The organism is Sediminitomix flava (assembly GCF_003149185.1).
Lineage (GTDB): Bacteria > Bacteroidota > Bacteroidia > Cytophagales > Flammeovirgaceae > Sediminitomix > Sediminitomix flava.
In genome coordinates, this window is sequence record NZ_QGDO01000002.1 from 222,387 (window position 1) to 238,831 (window position 16,445).

Here is a 16,445-nt window from a genome sequence, read left to right on the forward strand (position 1 = left end):
AAACTAACTTTCTAAATTTGACCTAATAGCAGCTATCACTTTTTCTCTATCCTGATCCACTTTCTCCATAAAACCTTCAGGGATATCTAAGTCTGCTTGATATTTATTTGACCAAACCATCATTTCCACTATGATTGGAATAAGGTCTAAGCCTTTTTCTGTCAAAGAATATTCTTTCTTGGTTCTAAGTTTCTCATACACTTTTGATGTAATAACCCCGTTACTTTCCAATTGCTTTAATCTGTTGGACAGAATATTTGTTGCTATCCCCTCCTTTGAACTCAAGAAATCTTTATAAAATTTTTTGCCTTGTATCAGATCCCGAATCACTAATAAAGTCCATTTATCACCGAAAAAATCTAATGCATAACTAATTGGGCAGTCTGATCTCATAACTTTTTTATTTTACTTACTTGCTTTTTGCAAGTAAATGAATAATTTTACATTCGCTTGCAAAAAGCAAGTTAAATAAAAACAATAAAAAACTGAAACAATGGATACACCAAAAATTGACTTTGATAAACTCAGAAAAGACAGCTGGTCAACGACAGAAACTCAAAATGTTCAGCTTGTCATCGATTTTATGCAGAAACTCATGAACAACCATGAGTTTGATCATGTACTTAAAGAATTTGGAAATTCATACTATACTCAACACAACAGAAGTATTCCTGATGGTATGGAAGCGCTGATTGATTATGTAAAAGGCTTTGTGAAAAGATTTCCTGATTATTCTTATGATGTGAAACACGTTCATGCCGATGGAGACTATGTCATTTTTCACTCACAAATCACGACTAGCAAAAAAGATAGAGGAAATGATAAAAAAGGGATTAATGTAAGTGATACTTGGAAGATACAGAACAACCTCATTGTTGAACACTGGGACACTCTTCAACCAATGAATGGTTTCATGCGATTTTTCTTTTGGTTGACTGGTGGAAAAGTAGCAAATGCGAATGGGGTTTACTAAACAAAACAGAATAAAAAACTCCCTCACAATTCACTTTTAAAAGTAATGTGAGGGAGTTTTATAGCTACAAAATTAGAAACAATTAAGCCTCCAACTCTTTCAACAAGTGTCTTAGCGAAGCTTTCTTATCTAAGAAGCTATGTAGTTCTGCGATTGGCATACGGAATTGATCCATTGTATCACGCTCACGAACTGTTACTGTGTTATCCTCCAATGTTTGGTGATCAACAGTTATACAGTAAGGTGTACCGATCAAATCTTGACGTGTATAACGCTTACCAATAGCATCTTTTTCTTCGTAAGAAACATTGAAGTCATACTTCAACTCTTTCATTACTTCACGAGCTTTGTCTGGTAAACCATCTTTCTTCGTCAATGGGAAGATCGCTGCTTTTGTAGGTGCTAAAGCAGGATGGATTTTCAAGTATGTACGTTGTTTTTCTTTGTCTCCGTCTTTTACAGTTTCTTCTGTGTAAGCCGCAGTAAGAACTGACAAGAACATACGATCCAAACCAACTGAAGTTTCTACTACATAAGGAACCAAGTTTTTGTTCTCCTCTGTATCGAAGTACTGTAACTTCTTACCAGAAAGGTCTTGGTGAGCCCCTAAATCGTAATCTGTACGTGAGTGAATACCTTCAAGCTCTTTGATACCAAATGGGAATTTGAACTCGATATCAACTGCCGCATTTGCATAGTGAGCACACTTCAAATGATCGTGGTATCTATAATCCTCATTATCATTTGCAATGGCATGGTGCCACTTCATACGTGCATCTTTCCAGTAGTTGTACCATTTCATTTCAGTACCTGGCTTCACGAAGAATTGCATCTCCATTTGTTCGAATTCCTTCATACGGAAAATGAACTGACGAGCAACAATCTCGTTACGGAATGCCTTACCAATTTGAGCAATACCGAAAGGCACTTTCATACGTGAAGTCTTCAATACGTTCAAGAAGTTCACGAAGATACCCTGTGCTGTTTCTGGACGAAGGTAAATTCTATTAGAATCGTCTGCCAATGATCCCATTTCTGTAGAGAACATCAAGTTGAACTGACGAACATCAGTCCAGTTTGCCGTTCCACTGATCGGGCAAACGATATTGTTGTCAAGAATGATTTGCTTAATATCAGCTAAATCTTCTGCTTCCAAAGCTTTTTTGAAACGAGTCTCAATTTCCTCGATCTTCGCTTTATTACGAAGCACATTAGGGTTTGTAGCCAAAAATTGCTCTGTGTCGAAGTCATCTCCGAAACGCTTCTTCCCTTTTGCTACTTCCTTCTCAATTTTAGCCTCGTATTTTGCCATGTGGTCTTCAATCAATACATCGGCTCTGTATCTTTTCTTAGAGTCTTTGTTATCGATCAATGGATCGTTGAAGGCGTCAACGTGTCCAGAAGCTTTCCATGTTTTTGAGTCCATGAAAATTGAAGAGTCAAGCCCTACAATATTTTCATGCATTTGAACCATAGCAGCCCACCAATACTTCTTGATGTTGTTTTTTAGTTCAGCACCGTTTGAACCATAGTCATACACTGCTTGAAGACCTCCATAAATGTCTGATGAAGGGAAAACAAAGCCATACTCTTTAGCATGAGCTACTACTTTTTGGAAGAGATTTTCCTGATTGTTTTGATTTGCCATTGTTTTTTGTTTTGCGCACTGAGTATTTAACACTCATCAGGGCTTTTCGGAAATGAACAAGAATTTATCATTTGACGAAGAGGACAAGTGGGCAACTCAATGCCGTTTATTATTTACCAATAAATCTTTGGAAATTGCAAAGTAAGGGGATATTGAAACAATAAAAAGCAAGATCTTTTAAAAAATTGCTAAGATCTTGCTTTTTGTATGTTAAATGGTCTGATGACTTACGAAATTGATCAAATCATCAATACCGATTTATAACTATCTAAATTCTTCAATGCTTGTCCTGTACCACGAACAACCGCTCTTAATGGGTCTTCTGCAACGTGAACTGGTAGTTTAGTCTTCATCGAAAGACGTCTGTCTAAACCTCTCAACAAGGCTCCTCCACCTGTTAAGTGAATACCATTGTCATAAATATCCGCTGAAAGCTCTGGTGGAGCAGTTTCCAATGCTCTTAGTACCGCTTCCTCAATCTTAGAGATCGACTTATCAATTGCAAAAGCAATTTCAGTATAAGAAATCTTGATTACCTTAGGAATACCAGTCATCAAATCACGACCACGTACTTCCATATCTTCTGGCTCAAGTTCAGTATCAAGCTCAGAGATTGCCGCACCGACAGAAATTTTGATACGTTCAGCCGTTCTTTCACCAATTAAAAGGTTATGCTGACGTCTCATATAATCTAAGATATCACGAGTAAATACATCACCTGCCGTTCTTACCGACTGATCACATACAATACCAGAAAGTGCAATTACTGCAATCTCAGTTGTACCACCCCCGATATCGACAATCATTGAACCCATTGGTTGTTCAATATCAATACCGATACCAATAGCTGCAGCTAGTGGCTCAGGAATCATATAAACTTCTTTTGCCCCTGCGTGTTCGGCAGAGTCACGAACCGCTCTTTTTTCTACCTCAGTAATCCCTGAAGGAATACAAATCACCATACGGTGAGAAGGTGTCATAAAACGATTACCTCCATCTATCATTTTGATCAATCCTCTGATCATATGTTCAGCAGCATGGAAATCGGCAATTACACCATCACGAAGCGGACGAATTGTCTTGATATTTTCGTGCGTTTTCTCATGCATTTGCATTGCCTTAGCACCTACTGCAATCGTTTTTCCAGTGGCACGATCCAAAGCAATGATTGAAGGCTCATCTACAACAATTTTCCCTTTTTGAAGGATAAGAGTATTGGCAGTTCCAAGATCGATTGCCAAATCGCTTGATAAAAAGTCAAACAGACCCATTACAACAGTTCAGTTTATATGTTAAATGTCTTATATTCTATCTATATAGGAAGGTTACCAGAGTGAGCCCTTAAAGTTAGTTTTCACAGAACCTTTACCACACCTCTTCAAATTTCTCTATAATTAGGGAGATATTAAAGCAACTATTCATAAAATTTTATTTTATAGTACTTTTCTGTTCTCCACAGTTTTCTTCAAGTCAGAAGAAAGGATTTTATATACATTAGTAGATCATTTGCAAAAGAAGTAACATCTCCCCTAACGCAAAAATATCACTAAGCCTCTTGCTAATTGAATTTTATTTAATCAATAAAATTAAATACTTGAGCTTGACGGATAAGATTTAGTGAAATTAAGCTTGATGGGAAGTTTACTGTGGCAAGTATAGAAAATAATACCAACTTTATTTCAAAAAATAACCGAACAAAAAATACCCTACAACAATTGAGCTGTAGGGTTCTGAATCAGAATTCATTTTCTATATCAATAAATACCTAAAATAGCTTCTTGTGTATTTCCTAATTGTAAGTTTTCTCCTACACCTTTAGAAAGCAATGTCTCATAAACTGGAGCATCAGGAGCTACACCTACCACTTTCTTTTGTTCGTAATTCAAACTCGGCAAACTTGTTCCTACTATAAAAATAAAACCATTCGTGTCTACTATTGTACCTTTCCCGATCTTTTCACCCGTATTTTCATACAACACAAGTTCATTCATGGCATCTAAACAAGAGGCTAAATAATCGAGACTCATGGTTTCTCTCGAAAGGTCTGCTATTTCATTTTCGGTGTTACTTTCAAAATGATTTAAGTTATTATCATCATCTTCTACCATATCTTGAATAGACTTTTTATTCAATTCTCTACGTTCTATCAAGTTTTTATCTAGCGTATTGATGATGTATTCAAATACTTCTTTTCTATTTAATCCCATAGAAGTTTCTTTTAATCTGACTTTTACCTATTTCCTTAACCGTAATTCAGATTAAAAGAATTCACATCCATTTAAATACTTCAAGAATTAGTCTTCTCAGAAAAGTGAATCTCAAGTTTCAAATACATCATCTATCATAATAGCATTAGCCTTATATTTCGAAGAATCATTGTATAAAAAAACAGATAGTAAGAAAATTACTATCTGCCCAGATAAAACTGTTTTTCATCTATAAAATCTTGAAGCTTTTTCAACTCTTCTTCACTTGTCATTTCCTCATAACATTCCACAGCTATAGATGCTGCAACACGCTTTTCAACAAGCTCTTTAAGCAAGTACTCTCTCCATATAGGCTTCTTAAAGATTTCTACATGATCACCCTCACTTACTTTTGCTGAAGGTTTTACAAAAGCACCATTCAGCTTCACTTGTCCATTTTTACAAGCTTCCGTAGCTATTGTTCTTGATTTAAAAAGGCGTAAAGCCCACAAACATTTATCGATTCTCATTCGAATTTTTAATCTTCTAATCTATTTTTCAATTTACAGATTTCATAACCCGGTAAAAAACAACCTGATTCGAGCCACAAACCTTCCAGTGTTTCACGATCTTTCATTTTAAAGATGACAAAACCATCAGCCGATTCTGCTATCGGAGAACTACTAAAGTTCATCGCTATATACTCATCAGTCATAAAACCAGAACCATACTGTCCTTGTTCAGAGAATCCTATTTTCCAAGTAGCATCCACCAGATTATGATCATACACTCTAATCGAGATATGCCCAAAATAACTATTTTCAGCTTCTACAGGGTTATGCCCTTCTACCGCATAATTTCCTTTTACTAATTCTGGCGCTATTTTGATATGAGACTTGAAAATATCTTTGTTGTAATGATCGTATGCTGAAAGATAGCTTTGCTTTATCAATTCAAAACGTTCGGCTACATTCTCAGCATTCAACCCTTCCTCCCAAACTACTACATCTTCCTCTTCACTCTGAAAAATATTCTTTGTCTTATCTATTAAGTTTTTCCACCACATATTGCTTGTTTCCATTTAGTTCTAAATAGTAAAGGCTGTTTTCCCTCAGAAAAACAGCCTCCTTAACAATCTTTTGAAAGATAGTTACTATTAAGCCCCGTGTAACCAGTCTTTTTTAGCTACAAGCTCATCTTCTGACTCTCTGTAATCAGGGTCATCTACACAACAGTCTACTGGACAAACTGCTGCACATTGCGGCTCCTCATGGAAACCTACACACTCTGTACATTTATCAGAAACGATATAGTAAAATTCTTCGCTGTATGGTTCTTGTTCTGCCTCACCATCAATTGATGAGCCATCTTCTAATTCTACTGAATTAAGAGACGTACCGCCAGCCCAAGTCCATTCAACTCCTCCTTCGTAAATTGCAGTATTTGGACATTCTGGTTCGCATGCACCACAGTTGATGCATTCGTCCGTAATCATAATTGCCATATGTGCTAACGTTTAATTGTTGGTCGTATCCTAAATGAAAACATAAAAAGAAATTCCTTTCACTTAAGAAGTGTCATTTCCTTTACGCTACAAATATCTAACTGAATTTATTTAAAACAAAAACAAATAAGGACAAAAAACCAATCATTTCACATCAACTTATTTATTTACACTATTTAGTCTACCAATTTAACATACTTTTCATTTTTCACCTACAAAAAATATCAATCTAACACTTTTAGTTAGTTAAGCTTTAAAACTTACATGCAGAAGAATCGACAATAATATAGACTATGCAATAGCTGATAGAAAATGAATAACTTCTTCTAAACCCTAGAACAAATGAAACTAATAGCTCTTTCTACCCTATTTACTATTCTATCATTTTATGCCAATGCTCAGTCTAAAGGCAGTATTCTCCAATGGCGGTTAGAAACACTACACCAATTTGATTTCAAGAAAAACAGCAGAATTCCGATGTTCATTACAGGTGTAAAGTTTCGCACAACTTTTCATAAAAATTGGGGCGTAAGGACAAGTGTAGAACTTTATGATACTGAAAAGTATAAGGATAAGAAGCGAATACAGACATTGAGTTCTACGGCTATATCTTTAGGATTAGAAAGAGTCTTATGGAGAAAAAAGCAGTTTATTATGTATTCAGCTTTGCAAGGAAGCTACCTAAATCAAGATCAAATCAACTACAGAGATGACCAAGGTTTTACCTTGAAAGAGAAGGTAAACCAAGAATTTATACGAACTTCTCTTCTCACTGGCTTTGATTATTATTTGAGTCAGACTTTATATATTGGCTTAGAATATGGTGGCGAGGTCTATGCTAAAATAAAATCCCCATCCGATCCGGAAGGGGAAAACTTAGCTTTTGAAGCTCAGTCATTGAACTTGAGGCTTGGAATTTACTTTCAGTAAACTATATTTTAAGTAAATCTTGAGGACTGTTCAATAGTTTTACTTTGTTCTTCCAAACCGCGATCGGAGCTTTTATCAAGAAAGGATGGTGCATTAAAACATCTAACCATCCTTCACTATCAAAATCTTTTCCTCGTATATTTTTCTGATAATAAGGGTTGGCTTTGTTCATCAACTCTTTGGGGGTAAGATTCAATTTTTTCAGAATGTCTTTCCAAATCGTTTTCGTAAAAGCATCTGTCCCTATATCATGGACATGTACATTTCTTCCCAAAGACTTTGCTAGAGCTATGGTTTGCTTGTCTTTGTACTCATCTTTTCTTACGTAGAGCTCGATAGTAGAAGGGTCACCAATTTTGTGCATATGCGTGTATTTTTTAGAGTGAGATTGAGAATAATAGCATACAAATCATCCGAAATTTTCGGCACCTGAAGTACATTCACACTTTATGCTGAACATTAGTACAGTTAATAAATGTCACATTTACATTAATATCAACAAAAAAAATCTAAAAAAATACTCATTTTGTAAACTTATATGTGGCTTACTTCCTTATTAATCCATAGTGGAAAGGTTCGTTTGTGTAAAATTTTCTCTTACTTTTGCAACAAACATTTGTTCAGAATCAAAGTTATGTCAGTTAGCTGACGAATATAACTACCTTTTAAATACGCATCTCAATGTCTGAAGAAACATTCAAACTCGACAAAATAGAGGACGCAATTGAAGCCATTAGAAATGGCGAAATTATCATTGTAGTAGATGATGAGGACCGTGAAAATGAGGGAGACTTCATTTGTGCTGCAGAAAAAGTGACACCAGAAATCATCAACTTCATGTCAAAGGAAGGTCGTGGATTGATCTGTGCAGCCATTGTCGAAGACCGTTGTGAAGAACTTGGTCTTGAGCTTATGGTCGGAAAAAACACGGCTACTTATGAGACACCATTTACCGTATCTGTAGACCTTATTGGACACGGATGTACAACGGGTATTTCTGCTAGTGACCGTTCTAAAACGATCCAAGCATTGGTAAATCCTGATACAAAGCCTTCAGAACTAGGAAAACCTGGACATATTTTCCCGCTTAAAGCAAAAAGAGACGGTGTTTTACGTCGTTCGGGACATACTGAAGCAACTATTGACTTCGCTAGACTAGCAGGCTTGAAACCTGCAGGAGCACTTGTTGAGATCATGAATGATGATGGAACAATGGCTCGTCTTCCAGACTTGGTAAAAGTAGCGAAGAAGTTCAACTTAAAATTAGTTTCAATCAAAGATTTAATTGAGTATCGTTTGAATACTGAGACTTTGATTGAGAAAGAAGTTGAAAACGTAGATATGCCTACAGAAGTGGGTAACTTTAAGCTTACAGCTTTCAAACAAACAAATACAGGTGAAATTCACTTGGCCCTTACCAAAGGTGAGTGGAGCAAAGACGATGCTGTACCTGTAAGAGTACACTCTTCTTGTATGACAGGAGATATCTTTGGTTCTTGTCGTTGTGACTGTGGTGAGCAATTACTAGAAGCTATGCGTATCATCGAGAAAGAAGGCAAAGGTATGATTCTTTATATGAATCAGGAAGGACGCGGTATTGGCATTGTCAATAAGCTGAAAGCCTACAAAATTCAAGAGGAAGGATACGACACTGTTGAGGCCAACTTGAAATTAGGTTTCCGTATGGATGAAAGAGATTATGGTGTTGGTGCCCAAATCATAAGAGCTATGAATATCTCAAAAATGAGATTGATTTCAAACAACCCTAAGAAGCGTGTAGGTTTAATGGGCTATGGTATTGAAGTCGTAGATAACATTGCTATTGAAATTGAAGCGAATAAGCACAACGAAAATTATCTCAAGACAAAAAGAGATAAGATGGGACATGCGATCTTGAAAAAAGATTAATTCTTTGAGATAAACATCAAAGTAAAACATAGTAAAGCCATTCTAAATCAGATTTAGAATGGCTTTTTATTTTCACTCTTATCAATTGAATACAAAAGTACATTGCCCCAAAAAACGCTTAGAAGAAGGCTTAAAATATTTCATCAACCAAACCTTCACCCCTCAAACTCTTTTGAACCTGTAGCTAAGCACTAGGACTAATGATTACGGATATTCTATGTGAAGAGTTAACGAAGTGAGCGAGTGCAACATCTTCGAATTAAAAAATGGGAATTAGAGACTTCAGACTCGATTTTATGTACATTTTTCGAGTCTGAAGACTCTATCCTTCATTTATGAGTTCTTAGAGCAACTCTAAGAACAGTAAAGTTTTATCCCGAAAGCATTTATCCTAGTACTTAAACTTTAAAAATAGATAATAAAAAAGGCCCTACTCTCGTAGGGCCTTTTGCAATTCATATATCAATTCTTAGTGAATCTCATCGTGCTCTGTAGTATTCAAAGCATCTAATTCTTTTTCGATTTCCACTAATGGTTTCTCTTCTTCAGTGTTTGAAGCTGGAGTTTGAGAATATGGAATATGCTGAGGAATGAAATCACCAAATCCATCTTCATCACTACCTGGCTTAGAGAAGTCGTAAGGCCATCTGTAAACTGTAGGAATTTTTCCTGGCCAGTTTCCGTGACCAACATTTACTGGAGTAGTCCACTCTAGTGTTGTAGATCCCCAAGGGTTTTGAGGAGATCTTCTACCTTTAAACATTGAGTAGAAGAAGTTAAATACGAATAACAACTGTGCTCCTACTGTAAGAATTGCTGCAATACTGATGAACTGGTTCAAGTCAGTGAATGTAGAGAATGCATCAAATCTTGTAAATGTATAGTATCTACGAGGGAAACCTGCAATACCGATGTAGTGCATTGGGAAGAATACCAAGTAAGCACCAACAAATGTCATCCAGAAGTGAACATAACCCAACTTCTCGTTGATCATTCTACCGAACATTTTAGGGAACCAGTGATATACACCTGCCATCATACCGAAGAATGCCGCAGAACCCATTACCAAGTGGAAGTGAGCTACTACAAAGTAAGTATCGTGCAATTGGATATCCAATGCTGAGTTACCCAATACAATACCTGTTACACCACCAGAGATAAACAATGATACTAGACCAATTGAGAACAACATAGCTGGCGTAAATACGATATTACCTCTAAACATTGTTGTAATGTAGTTGAAGGCTTTTACCGCTGAAGGTACCGCAATGATCAAAGTAAGAAGCATAAAGATCGTTCCTAAGAATGGGTTCATACCCGACACGAACATGTGGTGAGCCCATACAATAAATGAAAGGAACGCGATACCCAACATAGAACCGATCATGGCTTTATAACCGAAGATAGGCTTACGAGAGTTTGTAGAAATTACTTCTGAAGTAAGACCCAATGCAGGAAGCAATACGATATATACCTCTGGGTGACCCAAGAACCAGAACAAGTGTTGGTAAAGAATTGGGCTACCACCTGAGTGGTGTAGTGCTACACCATCAATATAAATATCAGACAAATAGAAAGACGTACCGAAGCTTCTATCAAATACTAACAACAATGCTGCTGCAAAAAGTACTGGGAATGATAGAATACCGATAATAGCTGTGATAAAGAAAGCCCAGATTGTCAAGGGTAATTTACCGAATGAAAGACCTGCTGTACGCATGTTCACTACAGTAGCGATATAGTTTACACTACCCAAAAGTGAAGAAACGATAAACAAAGACATTGAAACCAACCAAAGCGTCATACCCAATCCAGAACCATCAATTGCTTGTGGCAATGCACTCAAAGGAGGATAAACTACCCATCCACCTGAAGCAGGACCTGTAGAGACAAACAATGAAACGAACATTACTACCGAAGAAAGGAAGAAGAACCAGTACGATAGCATGTTCATAAATCCTGAAGCCATATCACGTGCTCCAATCTGCAATGGAATAAGAAGGTTAGAGAAAGTACCACTCAAACCTGCTGTCAATACAAAGAATACCATGATGGTACCGTGCATTGTCACTGCAGCCAAATAAAATTGTTTATGTAATTGTCCTTCTGGAGTGATCCAGTCACCCAAGATCGGACGTAAGAATTCTAAACTAGCTTCTGGGAAACCCAACTGAAGACGGAAAATCAAAGAAAGACCTCCACCAATTAGTGCCCAAAAAATACCTGAGATCAAGAATTGTTTTGCAATTACTTTATGATCCAGTGAAAAAACATAATTCGTCCAGAAGTTTCCATGTGACTCATGGTGTTCATGCACATCGTGCATTTCAGCTTCGTTTTGAACATTCAATTCTGCTGTAGCCATTATATCAATAATTTTGGATTCTAACTTTATTTATCGGGTAGCAACTTCACTATTTGCCTCTTCTTTCAACTCTCCAGCAAATTCACCTTTTGCTTTCAATGCAGAAACGAAGTCAGGATTCTTCTCAGCAAATGTCTTTTGCTTTGCATACCACTTTTCAAATTCCTCAGGCTCCACAACTCTGATGATTTTACGCATACCAAAGTGACCTTCACCACAGATTTCAGTACATGCCAACTCATATTTGAATTTGTCAGCATTCTCTTTACCTTCTTTACGAAGGATATCTCTCATTTCCTCTGTAGTAAGTGTTGGAGTAAATTGGAATTTAGTTGGCATACCTGGTACGGCATCCATTTTAACACGGAAGTGAGGCATAAATACCGAGTGAATTACATCCAATGCTCTGATACGCAATTTCACTGGCTTACCTTTTGGCAACCAAATTTCACCCGCTACAAAATCGTCAGTACTCTTGATATCAGTAAAATCGATACCCATTGAGTTGATACCATCGCTATCAATTTTACGGATGTTGTAAGCACCAATTTCTTTGTCTTTACCTCCGTAACGGATTTCCCATCCGAACTGTCTACCCAAAATTTCAACTTCTAAAGCTGCTTCCTCTTCAGGAGATGTGATATCTGTCCAAGTTTTCACACCAAACATAATCAAGGTAGCCATCACCAATGCTGGCACTACTGTCCACACGATCTCCAAAGCATTATTATGTGGTTGGTACCACGCTTTTCTGTTTTCTTTATACTGATAAGTAAATGGGAAAACAAATAGAAGAATGTGTGTTAAGAAAAATGCCAAACCTACAACTGCCATAGTAATCCAGAACAATTGATCTGTTTCTTTACCATGAATAGAAGCTGCTTCTGGCAAGAAGTACTCCTTGGCAACTCCTGAATACCAGAAGATTGCACCAAACCCTAAAACTAAAAAGATTGGAAATAAAACTGCATTAATCTTGTTGCTCGTGCTCGCTTTATTCGCATCCTCTCCTTTCGCAATACTCACCAAATTGATGATACGATAAATTAACGCTAGAATAATGAGCAGTAAAATCGATCCAGAAACCAATAACAAAACCGTCGTCATATATGTGTCGTTTTGAATTATGAGATTACACTCGAAATTTTCATTAAACAATAATTGTAAACCTAAAAATCGCCCAAATATACCAAAGATTTTCTATTTTGAGTGATATTTATCATGTTTTTTAAGTGACAAATATTGAACTTTTTCAATACCCTTTTTCTCTCCAATTCATCTACAGAGAGTTACAAGTAGTCATGGCAAAAAAGGAATATTCAAAATAATGACATAAGTCATATTTCTAAACTCCAAACCCTTCTCATTGTTTTAATTTCCTAACTACTTTCCTTTTTCGTCTATGGATAATTAAAATTCGCGTCATTTGAGCGTCATTTCGCGGACTTAGAATGTTAAGAACCTAAGCCTAGAAGATGAGAAAAGTAGTTTAAAAAAATACATCATTGAAAATAGCTTTAGAAGATTGCTTGCAGTAGGTTCAAAATAAAATCCATAAGATTCCGCTGAAGTTTTCAGGAAGATTATCGATTTCAAAAAAATATTTTAGAACTTTGTAAGTTGTACTCTGTCAAATGAGTATTAAAGCGGGGAACTTTAGTGCTTTCCTAAGTTTTATAAGGTGTTGACCTTCTTAAGGCTTTAAACACATTAATTTTATTTTATTCATTCTATAGATCATGCAAATTCAAGATCGTCCAATTACTGATTGGTTACCTATTACCAAGAAAGAAGTAGAGAGAAGAGGTTGGGAAGAACTCGATGTAATTTTGATTTCTGGTGATGCCTACGTGGATCACCCTGCGTTTGGACCTGCTGTGATTGGTCGTATTATTGAAAACGAAGGCTATAAAATTGCGATCATTCCGCAGCCTAACTGGAAAGATGACCTTCGTGATTTCAAAAAAATGGGCAAACCAAAGTTATTCTTCGGAGTAACTGCAGGTTGTATGGACTCAATGGTCAACCATTACACCGCCAATAAAAGAAGACGTTCAAATGATTCTTATACCCCTGGTGGTGAGGCTGGTTTCCGTCCTGATTATGCGACTATAGAATACACCAAAATCCTAAAAGAATTATATCCAGATGTTCCTGTATTACTTGGAGGAATTGAGGCATCCCTCAGACGTGTTACACATTATGACTATTGGTCTGATAGACTAATGCCTTCTATTTTGGAAAGTAGTGGAGCGGATATGCTTGTATATGGTATGGGAGAACAACCTTTGAGAGAAGTGTTAAAACTTCTATCTAAAGGTGTTCCCTTTAATTCTCTAACAACAATTCCTCAAACTGCTTTCATAAGAAAACAAGAAGAGGAACTCCCTAAAAATAAAAATTGGGAAACCATTGAGATCAACTCTCACGAAAAATGTTTGGACGACAAACTTGCATATGCCTCTAACTTTAAGCATATCGAGCAAGAGTCTAACAAACTGCACGCAAACAGAATCATTCAGAAAATAGGTGAAAACAATCTGATCATCAACCCTCCATTCTATACCATGACGGAGGAAGAAATGGATCAGTCTTTTGATTTCCCTTACACTCGTTTACCTCACCCTAAATACAAAAAGAGAGGGGCAATTCCTGCATACGACATGATCAAGTTTTCTGTCAATATGCACAGAGGATGTTTTGGTGGATGTAGTTTCTGTACGATTTCAGCACACCAAGGTAAATTTATTGCCAGTCGTTCTGAGAAATCGATCATGAAAGAAGTAAACCATGTGACTGCCATGCCTGACTTTAAAGGCTATATCAGTGACCTTGGAGGACCTTCTGCCAATATGTATAAAATGAAAGGGATTGATGAAAGCATTTGTGAAAAATGTGTCAGCCCTTCTTGTATTCACCCTGTTGTTTGTCATAACCTAGACACAAGTCATCAACCACTTATCGATATTTACAGAAAAGTGGATGAACACCCAGACATCAAAAAAGCTTTTGTGGGTAGTGGTATTCGCTATGACCTTTTGGTTAAAGATTATAACAAAAGAGCTGATGATACCATTGACGAATATATGGAACAAGTATTACGTCGTCACGTTTCAGGACGTTTGAAGGTTGCTCCAGAGCATACTTCAGATGCTACCTTGAAAATTATGCGTAAGCCTTCGTTCAAGCATTTCCATGCTTTCAAGAAAAAGTATGATGAGATTGATAAAAAGTACAATCTAAATCAGCAACTGATTCCATACTTTATTTCATCTCACCCAGGTTGTGAAGCTCAAGATATGGCACACCTTGCTGCTGAGACCAAAGAAATGGGCTTCAAATTGGAACAGGTTCAAGATTTCACACCTACTCCAATGACTGTGGCTACGGTAATCTACTATTCAGGAGTGCACCCGTACACACTTAAACCTTATTATACAGCGAAGTCTAAGGAGGAAAAATTGGAACAGCACCAATTCTTCTTCTGGTACAAATCGGAGTATCAATCGAAGATCAGAAAGCGTCTAGAAAAATTAGGGCTTAATGATTTGACGATTAAACTACTTTCGAGAGCGCCACAGAAAAAAGAAGATTTCAAACCTGCTCATGCCAAATACGGTAGCAACAAAAATGCAAAACCACAACAGGAGCAAAAAGAGGGAAAACGCAACGGTAAATCGAGAAATGATAAAAAGAAAAGAAACTTCGATAATGATAAGCCGTTCAACCCAAAAAGTAAAAACTTCAGAAGTGGTGGAGGACATCCAAACAGCAACAATAAGAATCGAAAAAATAAGCAAAAGAGCTATAAATAACTCTTGAGCTACGATAAAGGGCTTTATTCAAATGAATAAAGCCCTTTTTTATCTTATTTGATATTATAATCTACTGCATATTTTTGTAAGACTTCTAAAGGGATATGTACCAACACTTCTTTATTAGTTGCTTTCAGATATACCTCAGGAGGACAACCTGCCAACCATGCTTCTTTCCACCTAAAAGCACACAAACACCAACTATCTCCTGCCTTCAAGCCAGGAAACTGATACTCGGGTCTTGCCGTCATCAAATCATTCCCCATCTTCTTAGAAAATTGGAGGAATTCATCTGTCATTACCGCACATACAACATGCACTCCCCTATCCTCTTCACAGGTTTCACATGATCCATTCCTAAAAAATCCTGTCATTGGGCTTGTACAACATAACTCTAGAGGATCGCCAAATACATTTTCTGATAACACTGTTTTCTATTTAATTTCTAAAGACTCAAATTACTTTACATTCACACGACCATCTTTCCCTAGTCTATATTCGAATTTTGTAAACAGTTTTGCAATACTTTCCTCTAATTCTCTAGGGTTAAAATCATTACTCAACAAATCGACCTCGGCGATTCCATACCAAATCAATCGATTCATCTGTACGTCAACGATGTCAATAATCAGTGTTCCATCTGGAAATTGACTAGGTACATACCAATTTGCCCATCGGTAATCATAGCCGTCATACTTCCCAAAAGTAGAAGTAGAACTACGGTAAAAATCTTCCCGATCTACATAGGGTTGTCTAACATCTGTCTTCACGTAGAAATAGACTTCCAAATCGGCTAAAGTGTCTTCACGAAAACCTCGATAATCCATTTCTAAACGAATATTCCTCATCACTTCCTCTACTCGATCTGGGGGAATACCGTGCATCGCCATATTTCCGTCACTCACCACAGAGTCGGGAAGCATGATATTATAGTTTCGATACTCATAGAAGTTTGCGTATTTGTATAATTCAGAATAATGATATGAACTGCTACAAGCCAAACAAAAAATTAGCACGAAAAGAACAGCAATACTCTTTAACTTCATACCCGTAAATTTCATTATTTAATGATTTTTTTATCCTTTCTTTTTTACAACACAAAAGCCTCTTATTTAA

16 protein-coding genes are annotated in these 16,445 nt (G+C 36.7%); 4 read left to right on the forward strand and 12 right to left on the reverse strand.

The features are described 5' to 3' along the window. Positions 1–3: 3 nt before the first annotated feature. Entirely contained in the window at positions 4–393 is a 390-nt protein-coding gene (locus BC781_RS08275; protein WP_109616772.1) for a winged helix-turn-helix transcriptional regulator, read from the reverse strand. 100 nt (positions 394–493) lie between these two features. Between BC781_RS08275 and BC781_RS08280 the strand changes: the two genes are divergently transcribed. After that, on the forward strand, positions 494–973 hold the full coding sequence (locus BC781_RS08280; RefSeq protein WP_109616773.1) for a nuclear transport factor 2 family protein: 480 nt from the start codon (positions 494–496) through the stop codon (positions 971–973). A gap of 82 nt (positions 974–1,055) precedes the next feature. Here BC781_RS08280 and BC781_RS08285 read toward each other — a convergent pair whose 3' ends face one another. The 6 genes from BC781_RS08285 to BC781_RS08310 form a co-directional block, all read right to left on the reverse strand. Beyond that, on the reverse strand, positions 1,056–2,621 hold the full coding sequence (locus BC781_RS08285) for a glycine--tRNA ligase (RefSeq protein WP_109616774.1): 1,566 nt from the start codon (positions 2,619–2,621) through the stop codon (positions 1,056–1,058). A 239-nt stretch (positions 2,622–2,860) separates the two neighbouring features. Then, on the reverse strand, positions 2,861–3,892 hold the full coding sequence (locus BC781_RS08290; RefSeq protein ID WP_109616775.1) for a rod shape-determining protein: 1,032 nt from the start codon (positions 3,890–3,892) through the stop codon (positions 2,861–2,863). Positions 3,893–4,375: 483 nt separating this feature from the next. Further along, positions 4,376–4,828 carry a hypothetical protein gene (locus BC781_RS08295; RefSeq protein ID WP_109616776.1) on the reverse strand — a complete coding sequence of 151 codons (453 nt, stop codon included), beginning with the start codon at positions 4,826–4,828 and terminating at the stop codon, positions 4,376–4,378. A gap of 200 nt (positions 4,829–5,028) precedes the next feature. Next, complete coding sequence (locus tag BC781_RS08300) at positions 5,029–5,337, reverse strand: RNA-binding S4 domain-containing protein (protein ID WP_109616777.1); 309 nt, start codon at positions 5,335–5,337, stop codon at positions 5,029–5,031. Between the two features lie 8 nt (positions 5,338–5,345). Beyond that, complete coding sequence (locus BC781_RS08305) at positions 5,346–5,888, reverse strand: hypothetical protein (protein WP_109616778.1); 543 nt, start codon at positions 5,886–5,888, stop codon at positions 5,346–5,348. Between the two features lie 75 nt (positions 5,889–5,963). Next, the gene (locus BC781_RS08310; protein WP_109616779.1) at positions 5,964–6,311 is read right to left on the reverse strand and encodes a 4Fe-4S dicluster domain-containing protein; all 348 of its coding nucleotides are present in this window, start codon (positions 6,309–6,311) and stop codon (positions 5,964–5,966) included. A 342-nt stretch (positions 6,312–6,653) separates the two neighbouring features. Between BC781_RS08310 and BC781_RS08315 the strand changes: the two genes are divergently transcribed. Beyond that, positions 6,654–7,241 carry a hypothetical protein gene (locus BC781_RS08315; RefSeq protein WP_146201650.1) on the forward strand — a complete coding sequence of 196 codons (588 nt, stop codon included), beginning with the start codon at positions 6,654–6,656 and terminating at the stop codon, positions 7,239–7,241. Between the two features lies 1 nt (position 7,242). On the opposite strand, the gene BC781_RS08320 is transcribed toward BC781_RS08315, so the two are convergent. Further along, on the reverse strand, positions 7,243–7,605 hold the full coding sequence (locus tag BC781_RS08320) for an arsenate reductase family protein (RefSeq protein ID WP_109616781.1): 363 nt from the start codon (positions 7,603–7,605) through the stop codon (positions 7,243–7,245). A 317-nt stretch (positions 7,606–7,922) separates the two neighbouring features. Between BC781_RS08320 and BC781_RS08325 the strand changes: the two genes are divergently transcribed. Continuing rightward, entirely contained in the window at positions 7,923–9,149 is a 1,227-nt protein-coding gene (locus BC781_RS08325; RefSeq protein ID WP_109616782.1) for a bifunctional 3,4-dihydroxy-2-butanone-4-phosphate synthase/GTP cyclohydrolase II, read from the forward strand. Positions 9,150–9,618: 469 nt separating this feature from the next. Here the strand turns inward: BC781_RS08325 and BC781_RS08330 are convergent, their stop codons facing one another. Then, positions 9,619–11,514 (reverse strand): cytochrome c oxidase subunit I, encoded by a 1,896-nt coding sequence (locus BC781_RS08330; protein ID WP_109616783.1) that lies wholly within the window; start codon positions 11,512–11,514, stop codon positions 9,619–9,621. Positions 11,515–11,544: 30 nt separating this feature from the next. Continuing rightward, on the reverse strand, positions 11,545–12,621 hold the full coding sequence (locus tag BC781_RS08335; RefSeq protein ID WP_109616784.1) for a cytochrome c oxidase subunit II: 1,077 nt from the start codon (positions 12,619–12,621) through the stop codon (positions 11,545–11,547). Positions 12,622–13,253: 632 nt separating this feature from the next. Between BC781_RS08335 and BC781_RS08340 the strand changes: the two genes are divergently transcribed. Then, complete coding sequence (locus BC781_RS08340; RefSeq protein ID WP_394342326.1) at positions 13,254–15,329, forward strand: YgiQ family radical SAM protein; 2,076 nt, start codon at positions 13,254–13,256, stop codon at positions 15,327–15,329. 53 nt (positions 15,330–15,382) lie between these two features. Here BC781_RS08340 and BC781_RS08345 read toward each other — a convergent pair whose 3' ends face one another. Both BC781_RS08345 and BC781_RS08350 read right to left on the reverse strand, forming a co-directional pair. Then, positions 15,383–15,757, reverse strand: a complete 375-nt coding sequence (locus BC781_RS08345) for a DUF2237 family protein (protein ID WP_109616785.1) — start codon at positions 15,755–15,757, stop codon at positions 15,383–15,385. Between the two features lie 30 nt (positions 15,758–15,787). Further along, entirely contained in the window at positions 15,788–16,390 is a 603-nt protein-coding gene (locus tag BC781_RS08350; RefSeq protein ID WP_109616786.1) for a DUF4136 domain-containing protein, read from the reverse strand. Positions 16,391–16,445: the final 55 nt, after the last annotated feature.

What these genes read in the sequence shown, in the direction of transcription:
- BC781_RS08275 (WP_109616772.1), bottom strand. Translation starts at nt 393, where the DNA reads ATGAGATCAGACTGCCCAATTAGTTATGCATTAGATTTTTTCGGTGAT.
- BC781_RS08280 (WP_109616773.1), top strand. Translation starts at nt 494, where the DNA reads ATGGATACACCAAAAATTGACTTTGATAAACTCAGAAAAGACAGCTGG.
- BC781_RS08285 (WP_109616774.1), bottom strand. Translation starts at nt 2,621, where the DNA reads ATGGCAAATCAAAACAATCAGGAAAATCTCTTCCAAAAAGTAGTAGCT.
- BC781_RS08290 (WP_109616775.1), bottom strand. Translation starts at nt 3,892, where the DNA reads ATGGGTCTGTTTGACTTTTTATCAAGCGATTTGGCAATCGATCTTGGA.
- BC781_RS08295 (WP_109616776.1), bottom strand. Translation starts at nt 4,828, where the DNA reads ATGGGATTAAATAGAAAAGAAGTATTTGAATACATCATCAATACGCTA.
- BC781_RS08300 (WP_109616777.1), bottom strand. Translation starts at nt 5,337, where the DNA reads ATGAGAATCGATAAATGTTTGTGGGCTTTACGCCTTTTTAAATCAAGA.
- BC781_RS08305 (WP_109616778.1), bottom strand. Translation starts at nt 5,888, where the DNA reads ATGGAAACAAGCAATATGTGGTGGAAAAACTTAATAGATAAGACAAAG.
- BC781_RS08310 (WP_109616779.1), bottom strand. Translation starts at nt 6,311, where the DNA reads ATGGCAATTATGATTACGGACGAATGCATCAACTGTGGTGCATGCGAA.
- BC781_RS08315 (WP_146201650.1), top strand. Translation starts at nt 6,654, where the DNA reads ATGAAACTAATAGCTCTTTCTACCCTATTTACTATTCTATCATTTTAT.
- BC781_RS08320 (WP_109616781.1), bottom strand. Translation starts at nt 7,605, where the DNA reads ATGCACAAAATTGGTGACCCTTCTACTATCGAGCTCTACGTAAGAAAA.
- BC781_RS08325 (WP_109616782.1), top strand. Translation starts at nt 7,923, where the DNA reads ATGTCTGAAGAAACATTCAAACTCGACAAAATAGAGGACGCAATTGAA.
- BC781_RS08330 (WP_109616783.1), bottom strand. Translation starts at nt 11,514, where the DNA reads ATGGCTACAGCAGAATTGAATGTTCAAAACGAAGCTGAAATGCACGAT.
- BC781_RS08335 (WP_109616784.1), bottom strand. Translation starts at nt 12,621, where the DNA reads ATGACGACGGTTTTGTTATTGGTTTCTGGATCGATTTTACTGCTCATT.
- BC781_RS08340 (WP_394342326.1), top strand. Translation starts at nt 13,254, where the DNA reads ATGCAAATTCAAGATCGTCCAATTACTGATTGGTTACCTATTACCAAG.
- BC781_RS08350 (WP_109616786.1), bottom strand. Translation starts at nt 16,390, where the DNA reads ATGAAATTTACGGGTATGAAGTTAAAGAGTATTGCTGTTCTTTTCGTG.